16 protein-coding genes and 1 tRNA gene are annotated in these 17,594 nt (G+C 61.4%); 10 read left to right on the forward strand and 7 right to left on the reverse strand.

Features of this window, described 5'->3' with window-relative positions; translation table 11 throughout:
• Nucleotides 1-32: 32 nt before the first annotated feature.
• A tRNA-Tyr gene (locus ACB039_RS01765) sits at nucleotides 33-117 on the reverse strand.
• 126 nt (nucleotides 118-243) lie between these two features.
• Here ACB039_RS01765 and ACB039_RS01770 point away from each other — a divergent pair.
• The gene (locus ACB039_RS01770; RefSeq protein WP_042650245.1) at nucleotides 244-753 is read left to right on the forward strand and encodes a VC2046/SO_2500 family protein; all 510 of its coding nucleotides are present in this window, start codon (nucleotides 244-246) and stop codon (nucleotides 751-753) included.
• 78 nt (nucleotides 754-831) lie between these two features.
• On the opposite strand, the gene hpf is transcribed toward ACB039_RS01770, so the two are convergent.
• On the reverse strand, nucleotides 832-1,170 hold the full coding sequence (gene hpf, locus ACB039_RS01775; RefSeq protein WP_005325604.1) for a ribosome hibernation-promoting factor, HPF/YfiA family: 339 nt from the start codon (nucleotides 1,168-1,170) through the stop codon (nucleotides 832-834).
• Nucleotides 1,171-1,562: 392 nt separating this feature from the next.
• Here hpf and ACB039_RS01780 point away from each other — a divergent pair, with 392 nt between their 5' ends.
• From ACB039_RS01780 to yciA, 5 genes are all read left to right on the forward strand, one after another.
• On the forward strand, nucleotides 1,563-4,082 hold the full coding sequence (locus tag ACB039_RS01780; protein WP_043132845.1) for a bifunctional diguanylate cyclase/phosphodiesterase: 2,520 nt from the start codon (nucleotides 1,563-1,565) through the stop codon (nucleotides 4,080-4,082).
• Between the two features lie 86 nt (nucleotides 4,083-4,168).
• Nucleotides 4,169-6,085, forward strand: a complete 1,917-nt coding sequence (locus ACB039_RS01785) for a transglycosylase SLT domain-containing protein (protein ID WP_371165007.1) — start codon at nucleotides 4,169-4,171, stop codon at nucleotides 6,083-6,085.
• 177 nt (nucleotides 6,086-6,262) lie between these two features.
• The gene (locus ACB039_RS01790; RefSeq protein ID WP_319917749.1) at nucleotides 6,263-7,261 is read left to right on the forward strand and encodes a LacI family DNA-binding transcriptional regulator; all 999 of its coding nucleotides are present in this window, start codon (nucleotides 6,263-6,265) and stop codon (nucleotides 7,259-7,261) included.
• Nucleotides 7,262-7,508: 247 nt separating this feature from the next.
• A complete protein-coding gene (locus ACB039_RS01795; protein WP_371165008.1) occupies nucleotides 7,509-8,324 on the forward strand; it encodes an NAD-dependent epimerase/dehydratase family protein in 816 nt (271 codons plus the stop codon).
• A 143-nt stretch (nucleotides 8,325-8,467) separates the two neighbouring features.
• Complete coding sequence (gene yciA / locus ACB039_RS01800) at nucleotides 8,468-8,866, forward strand: acyl-CoA thioester hydrolase YciA (RefSeq protein WP_005325590.1); 399 nt, start codon at nucleotides 8,468-8,470, stop codon at nucleotides 8,864-8,866.
• 6 nt (nucleotides 8,867-8,872) lie between these two features.
• Here the strand turns inward: yciA and ACB039_RS01805 are convergent, their stop codons facing one another.
• Nucleotides 8,873-9,097 carry a hypothetical protein gene (locus tag ACB039_RS01805; RefSeq protein WP_042650248.1) on the reverse strand — a complete coding sequence of 75 codons (225 nt, stop codon included), beginning with the start codon at nucleotides 9,095-9,097 and terminating at the stop codon, nucleotides 8,873-8,875.
• A 111-nt stretch (nucleotides 9,098-9,208) separates the two neighbouring features.
• Between ACB039_RS01805 and ACB039_RS01810 the strand changes: the two genes are divergently transcribed.
• Nucleotides 9,209-10,054: an endonuclease/exonuclease/phosphatase family protein gene (locus tag ACB039_RS01810; RefSeq protein WP_005325583.1), complete on the forward strand. Its 846-nt coding sequence runs from the start codon at nucleotides 9,209-9,211 to the stop codon at nucleotides 10,052-10,054.
• 69 nt (nucleotides 10,055-10,123) lie between these two features.
• Here the strand turns inward: ACB039_RS01810 and ACB039_RS01815 are convergent, their stop codons facing one another.
• Both ACB039_RS01815 and gloB read right to left on the reverse strand, forming a co-directional pair.
• Nucleotides 10,124-11,659 carry a LysM peptidoglycan-binding domain-containing protein gene (locus ACB039_RS01815; protein ID WP_371165009.1) on the reverse strand — a complete coding sequence of 512 codons (1,536 nt, stop codon included), beginning with the start codon at nucleotides 11,657-11,659 and terminating at the stop codon, nucleotides 10,124-10,126.
• Nucleotides 11,660-11,728: 69 nt separating this feature from the next.
• Nucleotides 11,729-12,493, reverse strand: a complete 765-nt coding sequence (gloB, locus tag ACB039_RS01820) for a hydroxyacylglutathione hydrolase (protein WP_171274124.1) — start codon at nucleotides 12,491-12,493, stop codon at nucleotides 11,729-11,731.
• Nucleotides 12,494-12,574: 81 nt separating this feature from the next.
• Here gloB and ACB039_RS01825 point away from each other — a divergent pair, with 81 nt between their 5' ends.
• Nucleotides 12,575-13,297, forward strand: coding sequence for a class I SAM-dependent methyltransferase (locus ACB039_RS01825; RefSeq protein ID WP_162519303.1), 723 nt, complete (start codon nucleotides 12,575-12,577; stop codon nucleotides 13,295-13,297).
• 59 nt (nucleotides 13,298-13,356) lie between these two features.
• Here the strand turns inward: ACB039_RS01825 and rnhA are convergent, their stop codons facing one another.
• The gene (gene rnhA, locus ACB039_RS01830; RefSeq protein WP_025326391.1) at nucleotides 13,357-13,821 is read right to left on the reverse strand and encodes a ribonuclease HI; all 465 of its coding nucleotides are present in this window, start codon (nucleotides 13,819-13,821) and stop codon (nucleotides 13,357-13,359) included.
• A gap of 52 nt (nucleotides 13,822-13,873) precedes the next feature.
• On the opposite strand from rnhA, the gene dnaQ reads away from it, so the two are divergent.
• Together dnaQ and ACB039_RS01840 are read left to right on the forward strand one after the other, a co-directional pair.
• Nucleotides 13,874-14,608 (forward strand): DNA polymerase III subunit epsilon, encoded by a 735-nt coding sequence (gene dnaQ / locus ACB039_RS01835; RefSeq protein ID WP_171274123.1) that lies wholly within the window; start codon nucleotides 13,874-13,876, stop codon nucleotides 14,606-14,608.
• Complete coding sequence (locus tag ACB039_RS01840) at nucleotides 14,605-15,861, forward strand: TIGR03503 family protein (RefSeq protein ID WP_005325560.1); 1,257 nt, start codon at nucleotides 14,605-14,607, stop codon at nucleotides 15,859-15,861. The genes dnaQ and ACB039_RS01840 overlap by 4 nt, the downstream gene beginning before the upstream one ends.
• 80 nt (nucleotides 15,862-15,941) lie before the next feature.
• Here the strand turns inward: ACB039_RS01840 and ACB039_RS01845 are convergent, their stop codons facing one another.
• A complete protein-coding gene (locus ACB039_RS01845) occupies nucleotides 15,942-17,459 on the reverse strand; it encodes an HD domain-containing phosphohydrolase (RefSeq protein WP_371165010.1) in 1,518 nt (505 codons plus the stop codon).
• Nucleotides 17,460-17,594 lie beyond the last annotated feature (135 nt).

Genomic DNA, 17,594 nt, shown 5'->3' on the forward strand with positions numbered 1-17,594 from the left:
AAACCCGGCGCGAGGCCGGGTCTTCAGAAAAATGGTGGAGGGAGAAGGATTCGAACCTTCGAAGGCAGAGCCGTCAGATTTACAGTCTGATCCCTTTGGCCGCTCGGGAACCCCTCCCCAAGTGCGAGGCGCATACTAACAGATCTGTCGCGCTTGTGAACCCCTTGGCAGGGATTTTTAATGCTTAAAGGATTGGGTTCACGGCCGATAAGCAATGAAACCTTCATTTCCAAGATTTATCTCATGCTGCCCAGTGCGATTCGTGATCGATTGCTCGTCGATGAAGCCCAGTTGGGCCAGCGGCTCAACCAGGATCTCCGCCAGGGAGACAGGGCCGACTTCCGGCTGCACCTGGCGCTACTGACCGACGCGGTCGAGGAGCAACCCTGGTTTGGGGGCGCGCCGGCGGCGCCGCAGCAAGAGCAGGCATGGCGTACCCATTTCGGCCTGATGCCCCAGGCCGCCTTGCAGGGAGATCTGCAGGAGTCAGACGCCGGTGCGCTCAACGAGCGTCTGCAGCAGGGGGGTTGCATGGCCGATGTGCGGCTCTGGCTGGCGCTGCGATCCCCTCCGCTGGTCAACCGGACACCGGCGCTGGATCCCGCGGTGTATGACAATCTCTCGGCGCTTGGGCGGGAACGCTGGCAAGGCAAGCTGGCTTCCCAGCCAAGAGACGAGGATCCCTTGCTCATGCTGCCGTTGCTGGATGATCTGACGCGCGGAGTGGATGCACGCTTGCGCTGGCTGGCTTGATGCCAGAGGCACAGGAACAAGATGCAAGAAGGCGGGATGACCCGCCTTTTTGCATTAATGAAGAGATAACAGTCTGGATCAGGCGTCGGCTTCGTCCACCTCGGGAACGTCCTTGCCTACGACCGCCGCGCGGCGAGCGAGGGGTTTTTCGATGTGGCGATTGAGCTGGCGCTCCAGCTTCTGGCCCAGATCCGTGATGGCGGCATACAGATCCTCGTGCTCTGCCTGCGCAAACAACTTGCCGTTGGGAATGCCGGCGGTGGCCTCGACGATATACATCAAACGCTCTTTGGAAATGATCACATGGGGTGTGATAAGAGGCACCTGAAGACGCTCGAGCTTTTCAAAACGGGATTCAATGCGCTCGCGGATGGCTGGGGTAATGTCGATGATTTTACTGGTCATTTCGATTTTCATACTTGGCCCCCTTCGGGTCGTCTTGCTTGTGTCTTCACCCTCAGATTACCCATGTAGCTGGATGAAAATGTGACATGCGTCACAAAACATCCCCTTGGTGATCCGGCAATCCCTAAATTGTGAGCTTTTCCCGTTTCATGCCAAAAACCGCTTGAGCTCAACGAAACGGGCAGGCAGTATGCGCGAATAGGATCGTTTCTGTCCCTCCCTTGGCAGCGCCTTGTGTCGACCCGATGTCTGGTTTTCACCGCTCAGTCTCGCATTTTCTCTACCCACATCGTTTATCGCATCGCAAAAGGATTGCCATGCGCCGGTGGTGATATGCGCACAAACGGACATGCTTTTCTGCATGTGTCGGGGTGGATAACGTGGTTGTAGTGTTGGAGTCGTAAATGAAGCAACAAGCCACCCAGATGATGTGGTTTTATGATCGGCAGCATGAGCAGTGGAGCCTGTCTGATCATCTCTCTTGCCAGCCCTGGCAGGAGGAAGGGGCTCATCCCTGGGCCCGCCAACTGGCAAAAGAAGATGAAGCCGGTTTCGCCGATTTTCTCGCAAGACTCCACCATTCGGGCCAACCCGGTCAGTTCATCGGCCACCTCTGCGATGAGGCTGGCACTGTGCATCATGTGCTCTGGTACGGCCAGTATGTGCCGGCCCAGCAGCTCTGCTGCGGCTGGCTGGCACCGCTGGAGATGTCCCACAATGCCGTGAGCCGCGCCGAGCCGTCAGCCGGCATCACTCCGCCACTTCCTCTGCTGCAGGCGCCCTTGCTGGCTCAGCTGGCGCAGGCGCTCTCCGCGAGGACTGGCCTCGATTTCTGTCATACCTTGGTCAACGAGCTCGCCCATATTCTGGGGGCCAACGCGGTCTGGCTGACGGAACGAGTGGGCCTTGACCGGCTCAGGGTGCTGGCGAGCCACGGCATCGACTTCAAGGAGTATGCCCTGGCTGACATGCCCTGCCAGCAGCTCTACAGGCAGGGCGTCACCAGTGCGACCCCCGTGAGTGAACCTCTTATCGGCTGCACCTGCCTGCCCCCGGGCCAGCACTACTACGCCCAGCCACTGCTGGATCGCAGTGGCCAGATCCTGGGCCATCTCGCCCTGCTGTTCCCGAACCAGACCCAGACCGCCGATCTGGGATCCGTGCTGACCATCTTCTCGGTGCGCATGGTGGCCGAGCTGGAGCGCCTGCAGAGCGACGCTCTGATGCGGCTTTCTGCGGTGGCGTTCGAAACCCATGAAGGCATCATCATCACGGATCCCGACTTCAAGATCCTGCGGGTCAATTACGCCTTCAGCCAGATCACCGGCTTCGACAGCCAGGGAGTGATAGGCCTGCACCTTGGCAACGACCTCTGGTCCGGTCTCGGGGGGCTAGGCTATGAGCTGAACGCCCTGGATCGCTGGCAGGGGGAGACCCTGCGTCTGCACGCCGACGGCCATGTCTATCCCCAGTGGGAAATCGTCACGCCGGTCCAGGATGACAAGGGGGGCATCAGCCACTATGTCATCTTCTTCGAAGACATCTCCGAGCGTAAGGCGGCGGAGCGCCGCATCCAGGATCTCGCCTATTACGACGAGCTGACCGGTTTGCCCAATCGCCGTCAGCTCCATGAGACCCTGGCCCAGGCGTTTGCGGAGGCGAGCCGCGAGCACCTGATCGGTGCCCTGCTGTTCATCGATCTCGATCACTTCAAGACCATCAACGACTCCCTGGGTCATGCCACTGGCGACTGGTTGCTCAAGGAGGTGGCGAGCCGCCTCAAGCGGTTGGTGCGACAGGGGGATTGTCTGGCCCGACTCGGTGGTGACGAGTTCGTGTTGCTGCTGCCCGGCCTCTCCATCAGCCCGCCCCAGGCCGAGATGCAGGCCGACCTCATCGCGGAGCGGCTCATCGGGGAGATTGCCGCCCCTTACAGTCACGGCGGCCAGGTGCTGCACATCGGAGCCAGCGTCGGTATCACCCTGTTCCCTGGCCGGGAGCAGGAAGCCGGGGACCTGCTCAAGCAGGCCGACACCGCCATGTATCAGGCCAAGTCGGCGGGCCGCAAGACGCGGCGTTTCTTCGATGCTTCCATGCAGTTGCAGGCTGATCGGCGCCTGCTCATTCACAACGAACTGCGCAGTGCCCTCAACAATCAGGAGCTGACCCTCCACTATCAACCCCAGCACATGGTCGAAGGGGGTGACATCATCGGGGTGGAGGCGCTTATCCGCTGGCAGCCGCCGGGGCGGGCCCTGGTCTCTCCTGCGGAGTTCATCCCCATCGCAGAGGAGACGGATCTCATCGTCGACATCGGCAATTGGGTGTTGCATGAGGCCTGTACCCAATATGTCTCCTGGGAGGAGAACGGGATCCACGTGCCCCAGCTGTCGGTCAACGTCAGTGCCAAGCAGTTCCATGCCCACGATTTCGTCGATCGCATTCACGATGTGCTGGCCGCCACCGGCATGGACCCCTCCTGTCTGAACCTGGAGATCACCGAGTCCGTGGTGCTCGGCCATGCGGAGGACACCATCAGCAAGATGGCCGAGCTCAAGACCCTTGGCATCAGCTTCGCCATCGATGATTTCGGTGCGGGCTACTCCTCCCTGAGCTACCTCAAACGGCTGCCCGCCGATGAACTTAAGATCGACCGATCCTTCATCCAGGACATCCCCAAGGATGGTGACAACATGGCCATCGTCGAGGCGGTGATCGCCATGGCCCGCCACATGGGATTCAACGTGACGGCCGAGGGGGTCGAGTCCCGCCAGCAGCTGGAATTCCTGCAGGCGCAGGGCTGCCATTTCTTCCAGGGCTATCTCGCCTCCAAGCCGCTGCCCGTGCCCTATCTGGAGCGCTACATCAGCCGCCTGACCCGCCATGATCGCGCTGCTCCTGCCGACAAAAATAGTGTGGCGTAGCGCCCATATTTAACGGGTAGAATGAAGGTATCTCACCACCGCCAACGGGCGGTGGTTATGCCTCTTCTTAAGGGAGAATGCCTTTCGTGAAAGCCGTGCAGGGAATCATCTTTTCGGCGCTGTGCGTGCCAGGGCTTGTGGCACCCGTCTTTGCGCAAACCATGGAGCAGTCCCTCTATCGTGAGGGCTATGACGCCGTGCGTGCCAACGATCAGGAGCGCTTCCAGCAGATCCGCGCCCGTCTCAACCACTATCCGCTGCTGCCCTATCTGGATTACTACCAGCTGGCGTTCCGGCCCGGGGCGGCAGATTACAACGACGTGACCCGTTTCATCCGCCAGCACGGGGATACCCCCCAGTCCAACCGTCTGGAGCGCGCTTACCTCACCTACCTGGCCCAGAGCCAGCAGTGGTCCCAATTCCTGCGCTTCTACCCGGCCAAGCCGAACTCCACCGATCTGCTCTGCATGCACTACCAGGCCCGCTACTACACCGGCCACAAGAGCGAGGCCCTGCAGGAAGCGGGCAAGCTCTGGCTGAGCGGCCAGTCCAGGCCCGATGCCTGCGATCCCCTGTTCCAGCTCTGGCAGCAGGCAGGCCTGCGCACCCAGGAGAAGATCTGGCAGCGGATGAACCTGGCTTTCGAGGCGCAGAACCCCAATCTCATCCGCCACCTCGGCGCCCAGCTGGGGGGGAGTCTGAAATCCTATGGGGATCAGATGATTGCCCTGTTTGAGCAACCGGCCAGGGTGATGAACCCGGTTTATTTCACGACGGCGCCGCAGTCGAGGCAGTTGCTCTCCCTGGGCCTGGCCCGCTATGCCAACGAGCAACCCGAGCCCGCCCTGCGCCAGCTGGGGGAGATGAAACGCCGCTTCGGCCTGAACCAGGCCGAGGTTGCTCGGGTGGAGCGGGCCGCCGCCCGCCGCCTGCTGCTGGACAGATCCACCGCCCAGCGCAGCTGGCTGGACGCGACCCTGGTGCGGATGAAGGATGCCGAGCTGGTGGAGCTGCGGGCACGCCTCGCCATCTGGGAGCAGGATTGGCGCGGCCTCGAAGGCTGGGTCAAGCGGATGCCCATGGCACTGCAGAAGGAGGATCGCTGGCGCTACTGGCTGGCACGCTCCCTGGAGGTGCAGGGGCGGCAAAAACCGGCGCGGGAGCTTTATCTCGAGACCGCCAATCTGCGCGGCTTCTATGGCTTCATGGCGGCGCAGCGCACCGGTGTGCCCTATCGCATCAAGAACCAGAGCGTGGGGCACAAGGTGCCGGACTGGCGCACCGCCAGCAGCCGCTGGCCTTTCCTGGTGCGGGTGCGCGAGCTGCTGGCGATGAACGAGATCACGGCGGCGCGCTCTGAGTGGATCCACAACATGGATCGCAACCCCGTGGCCCAGCGCCTGGAGTTCGGTCATATCGCCCTCAACCAGGGCTGGCACGAGCTGGCGATCCTCTCCAGCATCCGGGCCGAGGCCTGGGATGCGCTGGACTTGCGTTTCCCCTTGCCCCTCAAGCGTACCTTCTCCCAGATGGCGCAGGAGCGCACCATGAACACCAGCCTGCTCTATGCCATCTCTCGTCAGGAGAGCGCCCTCTATCCGCTGGCGCAGTCGCCGGTCGGGGCGCGTGGCCTGATGCAGCTGATGCCAGCCACCGCGAGAGAGACCGCCAGCAAGCTGGGAGTACCCTATCGCAACGAGCAGCAGCTGTTCGACCCGGCCATGAACATTCGCCTCGGCAGCGCCTATCTCAAGCGGCTGCTGGACGTGTATGACGGCAACCGGATCCTGGCGGCGGCGGCCTACAATGCGGGCCCCGGCAGGGTCAAACGCTGGCGGGAACAGAGCACGAACAAACCGATGGATGTCTGGGTGGAGAGCATCCCCTATCGGGAGACACGCAACTACGTCCAGAACGTGCTCTCCTTCGATCTCATCTACCAGCACAAGCTGCAGCAACCCCTGCGTTTCATGTCGGAACGCGAGCTCAATCACGCCTATTGAGTGCGGGGGCAGTCGTGTCAGCGACTGCCTCCCATTCTTGCCTCAGAATGGTTATTATCCCTTAAGCTTTGTTACAAAAGGAAACCTGTCAGGTGATCGGGCGCCGCGTCTTGGTCTGACTGGTTCGATATAATGCCCGATCAACACAGACAGGCTTCCCCAACAAAGGAATTTAGAGTGGCAACGATCAAAGACGTATCTCAGCTGGCGAATGTGTCCATTTCGACGGTGTCGCGAGTCATCAACAACACGGCGCAGGTTGCACCCGAGAAGCGCGAGGCCGTGCTCGCGGCCATGAAGGAGCTGAGTTTTCGTCCAAACAGCTTCGCCCAGGCCCTGGTAAGCAAGCGTTCCAACTGCATCGGTGTCCTGGTTGGGGATCTCTGTGGTGGCCCCTTCTTCGCCCAGATGATGCGTGGCATCGAGAGCATGGTCGACAAGGCGAACAAGTTCACCATAGTGGTCTCCGGCAACCACGACGCGGCCCGGGAGCGTCACGCCATCCAGGCGCTGCTGCAACGCCAGTGTGACGCCCTGATCCTGCACAGCAAGGCGCTGCCGGACGAGGAGCTGAGCGAGCTGGCGTCGGGGTCCACCCCCATCGTCTTCATCAATCGCCAGGTGCCGGGCTGCGAGGAGCGCTGCGTCTGGCTCGACAACCAGGCGGGCATCACCACGGCCTGCCAGCACCTGCTGGATGCGGGACACAGCCGGATCGCCTTCATCACCTCGGATGACGAGGAGTTCGTCGACGGCCAGCAGCGGATGGCCGGCTATCGTGTCGCCCTGCAACGGGCTGGCATCGAGCTGGATCCCGCCCTCATCGGTCGCGCCTTCGCCGACGAGAAGGGGGGCTATGTGGCCATGAGCGAGCTGCTGGAGCGCGGCGTCTCCTTCACGGCCGTGCTGGGCTTCAATGATGCCATGGTGGCGGGTGCCATCTCCTGCCTGCTGGAGCGGGGCTACAAGATACCGCAACAGGTCTCGGTGGTCGGTTTCGATGACATCCCCTATGCCCGTTACATCTATCCCAAGCTCACCACGGTGCGCTACCCCATCGAGGAGATGGGAGAGCGGGCCGCGGAGCTGGCCTTGCGCCTGCTGGATCACAAGCCGGTGGAGGGCTTGGCGCTCAAGTTTGAAGCGGAACTGGTACGCCGGGAGTCTGTGGCCTGAGCGATGGATTGGCCCCAAGTGGGCCAATTTTCTCGCCAAACATTGAAAGCGCTTTCAGAAATCCTTTTCAACTGTGATCCGCTTCAAAGCTTTTTAACCGCGCAGTCACTAGCATAGGCCCCACGAATTAGGAGCGTGCGCTCCCGATTTTCCCGCTGTGGGAGGTAACCGGTTCATCCGGCTATTTCCTTCGTTACTTTCGACGGTCATCATAGGATGGCCGTTTTTTTTTGCCGAGATTTTGCCGATGACAACCGAACATGAGTATCAGACGGGAATAGTGGGTGCAGGCTGGCTGGGGTTGCCGTTGGCCCGGGCATTGCAGGCGCAGGGCCAGTCCGTCGCCGTGACAGTCAGCTCCCTCGAGAAGGCGACCCGGTTGCGTGACGGGGGCATCGCGGCCTGGCCGCTGCTGCTGGCCCCGGACATGACGGGCCTGCTGCCGTTTCGCTGCCGCGATCTGGTGATCTGCGTGCCCCCCAGCAAGACCGAGGATTACCCGGCGTCGGTGGCACGGCTGTGTCAGCTGGCTAGGGCGGCAGGTGCTGGCAAGGTGCTCTTTATCAGCGCGACCTCGGTGTGGGCGCCAGGGCAGGGGGAGGATGGGACCCCGAGCCCGGCCAGCGCCAGGGGAGAGCGGATGCGGGCGGCAGAACTGGCTGTCCAGAAGGGCGGCTTTGCCTGTGCCATGGTGCTGCGTCCGGCCGGCCTCTACGGCCCGGACAGGCACCCCGGGTGCTTCCTCGCGGGCAAGACGCTGGCAGGAGGAGGGCAGGCGGTGAACCTGGTGCATCTGGACGATGTGGTGGCAGCCTGCCAGCTGATGCTGGCGGTGGGGCAGGAGGGGGACACCTACAACCTGAGCGCCCCGGTCCACCCGCGCCGGGAGCAGCTCTATCCCTTCGCGAGCCGTCTGCTCGGGCTGGCGCCCCCGCAGTTCATCGAGCCGGCGGGGGATTTTTCCCCCATCGAGGGGCAGCGCATCTGCCAGCGACTGGGTTTTGTCTATCGCTGGCCGGATCCGGCCCACTGGTTTGCCGCGCAGGCGTCCTTGCAAGGGTGAGTCAGGATGGGCTTCAACCTGGTCTTCTTTGCCGATGGCTGGGCCCGCGAGCCTTGTGCGGTGCGGGCCCGCCGGGCAATTGAGGTTTGCCAAGGGCGGGATCGCCCCCTATCATGCCGCCATCCATGATAGAGAGAGCAGTAATGATGGAAGAGACAAAGCGTCATCCCGATGGGGAGCTGTTGCTGAGAACCCTGGCGATGCCAGCCGATACCAACCCCAATGGCGATATCTTCGGGGGCTGGATCATGTCCCAGATGGATATAGGTGGGGGCATCATGGCCAAGGAGTTGGCAAAAGGACGCATCTGTACCGTCTCGGTGGAGGGCATGACCTTCCACAGCCCGGTCAAGGTGGGCGACGTGGTGTGCTGCTACGGTCGCTGCCTGAAGGTGGGGCGCAGCTCCATGCGTCTCAAACTGGAGGTCTGGGTCAAGCCGGTGCTGCGGGAGAACGAGGCCCAGCGTTACTGCGTGACGGAAGGGGTCTTTACCTACGTGGCCATCGACGATCAGGGTAAATCACGCCCCGTTCCGGTCTGAATCTGCTCAGATGAGCCGGGCGTTGATGATGGATATTTCCTGCTCAAGCCCGGTTTTTTGCCGTATCATGCGTTCCAGCATCTCTTCCGAGCCGACGCACTGATCCGTGTCGAACAGACAGAGATCGCACTGGGGATCCCGTCTGATCTGATAGATGGTGGAAAGCTCCACTTGATGACAAGTTCCTTGTTGATCATAAAATGTCACACGGTACTGGTGCTGTCTCGCCATTGCGGGATCCTTCATGGATGAGTCGGGCCGGACACGAATAATGAGACTAGTCGGCGTCTATGACCTCTGTGAGGCTCATGGTACGTTGCAGAGGCAGGTGATTGTTAGCCAATGAAAAATAGTTATCGGATTCTGGGGACGTCCCTGCTGACGCTGGGGCTGGTTGGTTGTTTCGAGGTGCCGGATCAGGATCACCTGGTTACGGCGGCGGGCATAGTGCCCGGCGTCGATTGTCAGAAGCCGCCTCTGGTGGCGCTGGCTTCCACCGCCTTGCCCCGCGAGTTCGGCATCACCGTCTGGAATCTCTACAAGGGTCAGCGCAAGAACTGGCGTGAAGGGCTGAATGAATATGCCAAGTCTCAGGATCTGGTGCTGCTGCAGGAGTCGGCGACCCGGCCCGAGATGCTGCACTGGCTGCGTGCGGGTGATTTTCAGTGGCAACAGCTGCAGGCGTTCACCCAGGGAGGCGTCTCCTTCGGTGTCATGACGGTGGCCAAGACACCGCAGGCCTTCGTCTGTGGTGTGCGCTCCCCCGAGCCGCTGCTGCGCATCCCCAAGTCCGGTCTGGTGAGTCTCTACCCCTTGCAGGGGGATCCTGACGGTGTGCTGGTGGTCAACCTGCATGCGGTCAATTTCGAGTTAGGGATGGCCACCTTCCGCGAACAGCTCAACGATCTGACCGCCTTGATCCATCGCCATCAGGGCCCTGTCATCCTGGGGGGAGACTTCAACACCTGGAGCGACAAGCGCGAGTTCTGGCTGAACAAGCTGGTCGGCGAGCTCGGCCTGCAGGAAGCCATTCCCGTGCCCGACTTGCGTCGAACCGCCTTCGGCCGTCCGCTGGATCACCTCTACTACCGCAACCTGGACCTGGTGGAAGTGAGCTCACCGGCCACCGATGCCTCGGACCATAATCCCATCATGGCGCGGTTCGCGGCCCAGGCCATCACCCCCTGAGGGGTGATAGATGGTAGATAAAAAAATACCCCGCACTCGCGGGGTATTTTTTTGTATGGTGATAAGCAATCAGCTGTTGTTCTTCACGAACAGGGTCAGCTCCTGCCCCGGCTTGAGGTAGTCGCTCTTGCCGAGCTGGTTCCAGCGCATCACGTCGTTGACGGCGACCTGGAAGCGGGCGGCGATGGAGGAGAGAGAATCCCCGCGGCGCACCTGATAGACCATGGACTTGTTGCTGCCCTTGCCCTGCTTGGGCCAGACCACCAGCTTCATGCCTGGTTTCAGGGCCGACTTGGTGCTCAAGCCGTTCCACTTGGCCAGATCGGCGTGGGTCACCCCGTGGGCCTGACTGATGCTCCACAGATTGTCACCGGAGCGCACCTGATACTGGATCTTGTTGCCACTCGCCAGCTGTTGTGGCTTGCTCTGAACGGCCTGGCTCGCATGTCCCCCGTTGGGAATGATCAGGCTCTGGCCACGGCGCAGATTGGTGCCGCGCAGGTTGTTCGCCAGCTTGAGTTGCTGCACGCTCACCCCGTGGTTCTGGGCGATGCGGGAGAGGGTATCACCGCTGGTGACCTGATAGGAGCGTACGCCACGGGTACGTTCACGCTGGGGCAGATCGGCCAGGGCCAGCTCCAGGGTGTCGGCGTACTCGACGGGTACCAACAGGTTGTAGGGGCCTCGCGGCGAGGTCATGCCACGCTTGAGTGCCGGATTGAGGGCCTTGAGCTGGGAAGCGGAGACACCGGCCAGCTGCGCCGCCACGTTCAGGTCGATCTGGCCACCTGTGTTGATGGTCCGCAGTTGCGGCTTGTTGGCCAGCACCGGCAGGGTGACATTGTACTTGTCCGCATTGCGGATCATGTCGGCCATGGCCAGGATCTTGGGCACATACATCCGGGTTTCACGGGGCAGGTCCAGCGACCAGTAATCGGTCGGCCGACCGGCCTTCTGATTGCGGATGATGGCATTGCGTACCCGACCTTCACCGGCATTGTAAGCGGCCAGCGTCTGCAACCAGTCGCCGTCGAAGAAACGGTTCAGGTACTCCAGATAGTCCAGTGCGGCATTGGTGGAGGCCAATACATCGCGGCGGCCGTCATACCAGTTGTCGTGGCGCAGGCCGAAGTTCTTGCCGGTAGCCGGAACGAACTGCCAAAGACCGACCGCATTGCTGCGGGAGCGGGCATTGGGATCGAACATGCTCTCGATCATGGGGATGGTAATAAGCTCCATTGGCAGCTCACGCCGTTCGATTTCCTCTACCATCAGATACAGGTAGGGCTCAGCCCGGCTGGCAATGGTCGCCATATGCTTATCATTACGAAGTAACCAATCACGCTGCTGGCGGACTCGGGCATTTTCGTACGAGTCCAGCTGCATATCATCGCTGATACGCACCCACAGGTTATCGGTGTCATCCATCTCTTCTAACTGTTCGTCGCCGAACAGCATTCTGGAAGAGTGTTTCTTGTACGTTTTCTTGCTGACTTGGGGGGATTTGATCGGCTCGATTGCCGTTATCGCCCGGTCATCCTGATGGCTCAGGTTTTGACAGCCGCTGAGAAACAGCGCCGCCAATAAGGCCGTTCGTAGCTTCATCTCGCTCAGGTCATCTATGGAAAAACAGCTCGCATCATAAGGGGCAATGGCCCCCTGATCAAGGTTTGTTCAAAAAACGTCCTTCCAGCCCCTCAGCACGGTGAAGGTATCCTCTGGATTTTCCAAGCATTTAAGGGCGTATTTCTCAGCAGAAAATGTCACTGAGTCCTCATTGCAGCGCAGAAAAACATTGAAATGCCGCTCATCTCCCAGGCGTGAGGGGAGACTCGGCAGGCCCTGCTGACGCAGCTTGCTGATCACCCCGATCCGGCGCTGGATCGCCAGGTTGTCCGGCTCGACCGCATGGGCGAAACGCAGGTTGGAGAGGGTGTATTCATGGGCGCAATAGAGGAGGGTGTCATCGGGCAGGGCCGCGAGCCGTTGTAGCGATGCGTACATCTGTGCGGGGCTGCCTTCGAACAGGCGGCCACAGCCGGCACTGAAGAGGGTGTCGCCACAAAACAGCATGCCATGGCCGTGATAGGCGATGTGGCCCAGGGTATGGCCGGGGATGTGGAGGACATCCAGGCTCAGGCCGTGCCAGTTGATCTGATCCCCGTCATCGAGCCACTGGCCGTGGTGAGCCGGCATGGGGTCATGCTTGGGGCCATAGAGGCGGGCGTGAGGAAAATGATGCAGCAGATCCGTGACGCCGCCCACATGGTCGCGATGATGGTGGGTCAGCAGGATGGCATCGAGCTCAAGCCCGAGCGTCTCGAGCCGCTCCAGCACGGGGGCCGCCTCGCCCGGATCCACGACGAGGCAGTGATTTTCGTGTCGGATCAACCAGATGTAGTTGTCGCTGAAGGCGGGAACTGTGATGACGGTATACATGGGTCGGCTTCTCTTTGTGTTCTCTTTGTGGAAGGGATCTTATATAACAAGATGGCATTCGCACCCCGGATTGGTCCCATTATGCAGCTGGCACGTACCGAACAACAGATCGCGATCCCGACCAGCTGGTCGGCACTGCCCATGGGGGACTGGGTGGCGGCCGAGCTCCAGGAGCGGCTCGACAACTGGTGCCCTCATCTGTTTGGCTACCATCTGCTGAAAATTGGCGCCCTGAGCGCCGAGCTCTCCTGCGGCAGCTCCACTATTCGCCACCAGCTAGGTGTCGCCCCCGGCGGGCGTCTGCTGGATATCAAGGGGGATCCCCTTGCCTTGCCGATCCGCACCGCCAGTGTGGATGCCTGCCTGCTCGCCCATTGCCTCGACTTTTCACCGGATCCCCACCAGGTGCTGCGCGAGGCTGAGCGGGTGCTGACCGATGACGGCTGGCTCATCGTCAGCGGCTACAACCCCACCAGCCTGGTCGGCCTGGGTCATTACCTGCCCTTCATGCGACAACACCTGCCCTGGTCGGCGCGCATGTTCACCCCGGCCCGGGTGACCGACTGGTTGCAACTGCTGGGGTGCGAGGTGATGTTTGACGAGCGCTTCGGTTTCTCCTTCATGGGGAAGCAGAGCCGGATCGGCTGGTGGCGGGAGAGCCTGGGGCGGGATTACTGCAGAGCTTTTGCCTCTGTCTATGTGATAGCCGCCCGCAAGCGGCGTTTCCCCGTCACCCCGGTGCGCCGTCGCTGGCGCCTGCCGGAGTCGATGGCGGCGCCTGGTATGGCGCGCCAGGGTTGGTAACGAGGATGCCACGACAGATCGCTGGCTGTTCCCTTCATTTATAGAGATGCTTCGGCATCTCAGGGCTGGTAGCCCGTGTCTTCGGCGAGCTGTTTGCCGCTGGCGGCATCCCGGGCCAGTACGTCACAACGTTCGTTCTCCGGGTGGCCGGAGTGGCCCTTGACCCAGAGCCATTCGATCTGGTGGCGCGCCACTTCCGCGTCCAGCGCCTGCCAGAGATCGACGTTCTTGACCGGTTGGCGGTTGGATGTCATCCAGCCTTTCTTCTTCCAGCCGATGATCCACTGGGTGATTCCCTGGCGCACATACTGGCTGTCTGTGGTCAGGCGTACCTGGCAGGGTTCGTTCAGGGTGCGCAGTCCCATGATGGCGGCCATCAGCTCCATCCGGTTGTTGGTGGTCAGCCGATAGCCCCCAGCCAACTCCTTGCGGTGCTTGCCATAAACCATGACGGCGCCATAACCACCGGGGCCAGGATTGCCGAGGCAGGAACCATCCGTATACAAATCAATCTTTTTTAGCATGGGTCTTGGGGTAAACTAGCGAATAAAACCGAAGTTTGACATGGATTCGATCATGAGCACACCCCAACTGAATCGCCAGATCATTCTGGATACTGAAACCACAGGCATGAACACGGCAGGCGGCCCCGTCTACCTCGGGCACCGCATCATCGAGATCGGCTGTGTGGAGGTGATCAACCGCAAACTGACCGGCAACCATTTCCATGTCTATATCAAACCGGATCGGCTGGTGGACCCCGAGGCCATCGCGGTGCACGGCATCACCGATGCCTTCCTGGCGGACAAGCCCTCCTTCAGCCAGATAGCCGACGACTTCATCGCCTTCATCCGCGGTGCCGAGATCATCGCCCACAACGCCCCCTTTGACGTGAGCTTCATGGACTATGAGTTCGGCAAGCTCGGCCTCGACTTCAAGACGGCGGACATCTGCAGTATCACGGATACCCTGGCGATGGCGCGGGACCTCTTCCCCGGCAAGCGCAACAACCTGGATGTGCTGTGCGATCGCTACGGCATCGACAACTCCCACCGTACCCTGCACGGGGCCTTGCTCGATGCGGAGATCCTGGCGGACGTCTACCTGCTGATGACGGGTGGCCAGACCAAGCTCAATCTGGCCAGCGAGAGCAACGAGAATGACAGCAACCAGGACACCGGGATCCGCCGACTGGAGAGCAACCGTGCCCCCCTCAAGGTGGTGCGCGCCAGCGACGAGGTGGTCGCCATTCATGAGGCCAGGCTGGATCTGGTGCAGAAGAAAGGGGGAGCCTGCCTGTGGCGGCAATGAGTTCGCTCTGGGGAGGGCTGCTGCTGCTGACCTCCCTCTCCGGCATGGCCAACGAGGTGTTTGCCCCCTCCGACATCCCACTGCTCGACAACCGCTTTCGCATCGATTACGGCGTGAAGGAGATCACCTTCATCATCAAGCGCAAGCCGGGCACGCCGTCGGTGATCCTGGTGCGGCCCGATGGCAGCAAGCTCTATGTGGGCAAGGTCACGCCGCCGGAGGTGGGTTGGCTTGCCCTCAAGGATCAGGATCTCATCACGGTGCGCAACCCCATGCCGGGCCCCTGGCAGGCCATCGGCGAGGTGGACCCCGACAACCGGGTGCGCCTGCTCAGCGACATCCGGCTCGAGAGCGAGTCGCTGCCGACTCGTCTCTATCAAGGGGAGCGGGTCAAGCTGCAATCCCGGCTGCTGATCGACGGGGCGGCGCCGGGGGCGGGCTACTACCTCTCCGATCTCGGCATGACGGTGAAGCTGCAGCAGTTCAACGATGCGGCCCAGAGTGGGGAGCCCATCGTCGAGGAGACCCTCGGACACTATCTGGATGATGGCAAGGGGCTCGACGAGGTGCCCGGGGATGGCGTCCTGACCGCCGAGGCGGTGCTGGACGTGCCGGCAGGCAAGTATCGCGCCCTCTACAGCAGCGGCAATCAGGTGTTCTCCCGTGCCCAGTCCCAGCAGGTGCTGCTCTTCCCCTGGCCGCTGAGCTACACCCTGGATGCCCCTTCCGGTGACATTGGGGCCAGGCTCTCTTTGCTCATCGATGCCGACGAGCTGGAGCCGGCCTCAGTGGTGATCCAGGGCAAGGCCATCGACAGCGCAGGGGGCAGCATGGCCTTCAATGCAGTGGCAACCGAGCCCCGCCTAGGCGTCGATCTCTCCGCCCTCAAGGCGGCAGGCCAGTACAAGGTAGAGGCGACCCTGTTTGGCACCACCCGACTCGGCCGCGAGGTGCAACTGCAACTGCCGGTCAAGTCGTTCACCATCATGCCGCCACCGGCGCCCACCCCTTCAGCGGCATCTCCCACTTCGGCGGCGGTACCGACTCAAGCCAAGTTTGAGGAGCGGGAGAGCCCGGTCTGGTTGCCCTGGGCTCTGGGAGGCGGCGGCCTGCTGCTGCTCCTGCTGGGGGCGGGTGGCTTCATCCTGCTGCAAAAACGCCGCACCCTGCACAAGGCGATGGCGGCCCAGAAGGCGCAGAGCGAGGTCGTCCCCCCGGCTCCCAAACTGGATCTCAATCTGCCAGAGCAGTAGCTCGCGCTCAATGCAAAGAAGCCGCCCTGTGGGCGGCTTCTTCATGATGGCGAGGTGGCTGCTCGCTGAACACCCCTATCTCAGTGGGCGCCGATATAGATGTCCTTGTACTGTTCGCGGATCTCGAGGAACTTCTCGAGGTTGGCCAGCATCAGATCCACCAGCAGGGGATCGAAGTGCTCTCCCTTCTCTGCTCTGATCAGCGCCAGCACCTGGTCCAGTGGCCAGGCCTGCTTGTAGCGGCGATCCGAGCCCAGGGCATCGAACACATCCGCCAGCGCGACTATGCGCCCCTCCAATGGGATGGCATCCCCTTTAAGTCCGCGGGGGTAGCCGGTGCCGTTCCACTTCTCGTGATGGTTACCGGCTATGGTGGCCCCTATCTGGAACAGCGCGAGATCGCTGCCGGAGAGCATGTCCTGCCCCAGCTGGGCGTGGGTCTTCATGATCTCCCACTCCTCGGGGGTGAGCTTGCCCGGCTTGTGCAGGATGGCATCCGGGATCCCCACCTTGCCGATGTCGTGCAGGGGAGAGGCGCGCTTGATGAGCTCGCACCTGTCTTCGTTCATGCCCAGCAACTGGCAGAACAGCTCGGTGTAGAGTGCCACCCGCTTGACGTGCAGGCCGGACTCCTTGGAGCGGCTCTCCACCAGCTCGCCGATGCGGTAGATGATCTCGCGCTGATTGTCGCCGATGACCTCGTTGAGCCGGATGTTCTCCAGCGCCACTATGATGTTCTCGGTGAACAGGCTGAGCAGGCCGGTATCCATCTGGCTGAGGGGGCGAGTGGTCTCGATGTGGAACAGCAGGTGGTGACGGGGGTTCTGGCAATAGAGCACCATCTGGTTGCCGTCGTAGACGTTGGCACCCTTGTCCATGGCGCAGCGCAGTATGGCTGGCGCCTCACTGAGGCGCAGGGCCGGGCCCTCGCTGAGCAGCGGTTCCAGCACCTGATCCCGTACCTCGTAGGCCAGATGCTTCACGTCGTAGATCTGGGACTCTTCCAGATTGAGCAGGGCGCTGAGCTGGGTCTGCGCCCCTTCGACGAATTGGCGCAGTGCCCGTTGTTCGAAGATCCCCTTGGAGGCTTCGATGACCTTCTCCAGCCCCTGGCGATTGCTCTCCAGGGTGCGAATGTCCCGGTAGGATCGCAGGCTGGCGCGCAGCAGGGTGCGTAGCTTCTGGGAGGTGAGCTCCGTCTTGTCTTTGTAGTCGTTGATGTCGTAGTTGGTGACGACGTCATCTTCCGGCGCCTGACCGGGTTGGCCGGTTCGCAGCACGATGCGCACCATCTTGTTTTGCAGTTCATCACGCACGAACTTGACCACTTCCAGACCGGCGTGATCGGCTTCCATGACGACATCGAGCAGCAGCAGGGCAACATCCGGGGTGGTGGCGAGCAGCGCCTTGGCTTCGGTGGCGGAATAGGCGTGCAGAAAATCGATGGGCTTGCCGTCGAACTCGAACTTGTTCAGGGTGATCTTGGTGATGCGGTGCACTTCGGGTTCGTCGTCCACTATCATCACCTTCCAGCCGGCGGGTCGCTCTGCTGTTTGGGGAAGATCGTCATCGTCAATAATCAGGATTTGATCATCCATTACGCAATCCTGTGTGTGATCCTGTGCCTACCTTAACCGCTTCATTCAAGATAGGAAACGGATAGATATCCAAAATATGATCCCATCGGTTTATCTTCTTTCTCCAGTCTCTATCGGGCTGATCGCACCATGAAA

Source organism: Aeromonas sp. S2(2024), from assembly GCF_041402505.1.
GTDB classification, from domain to species: domain Bacteria; phylum Pseudomonadota; class Gammaproteobacteria; order Enterobacterales; family Aeromonadaceae; genus Aeromonas; species Aeromonas media.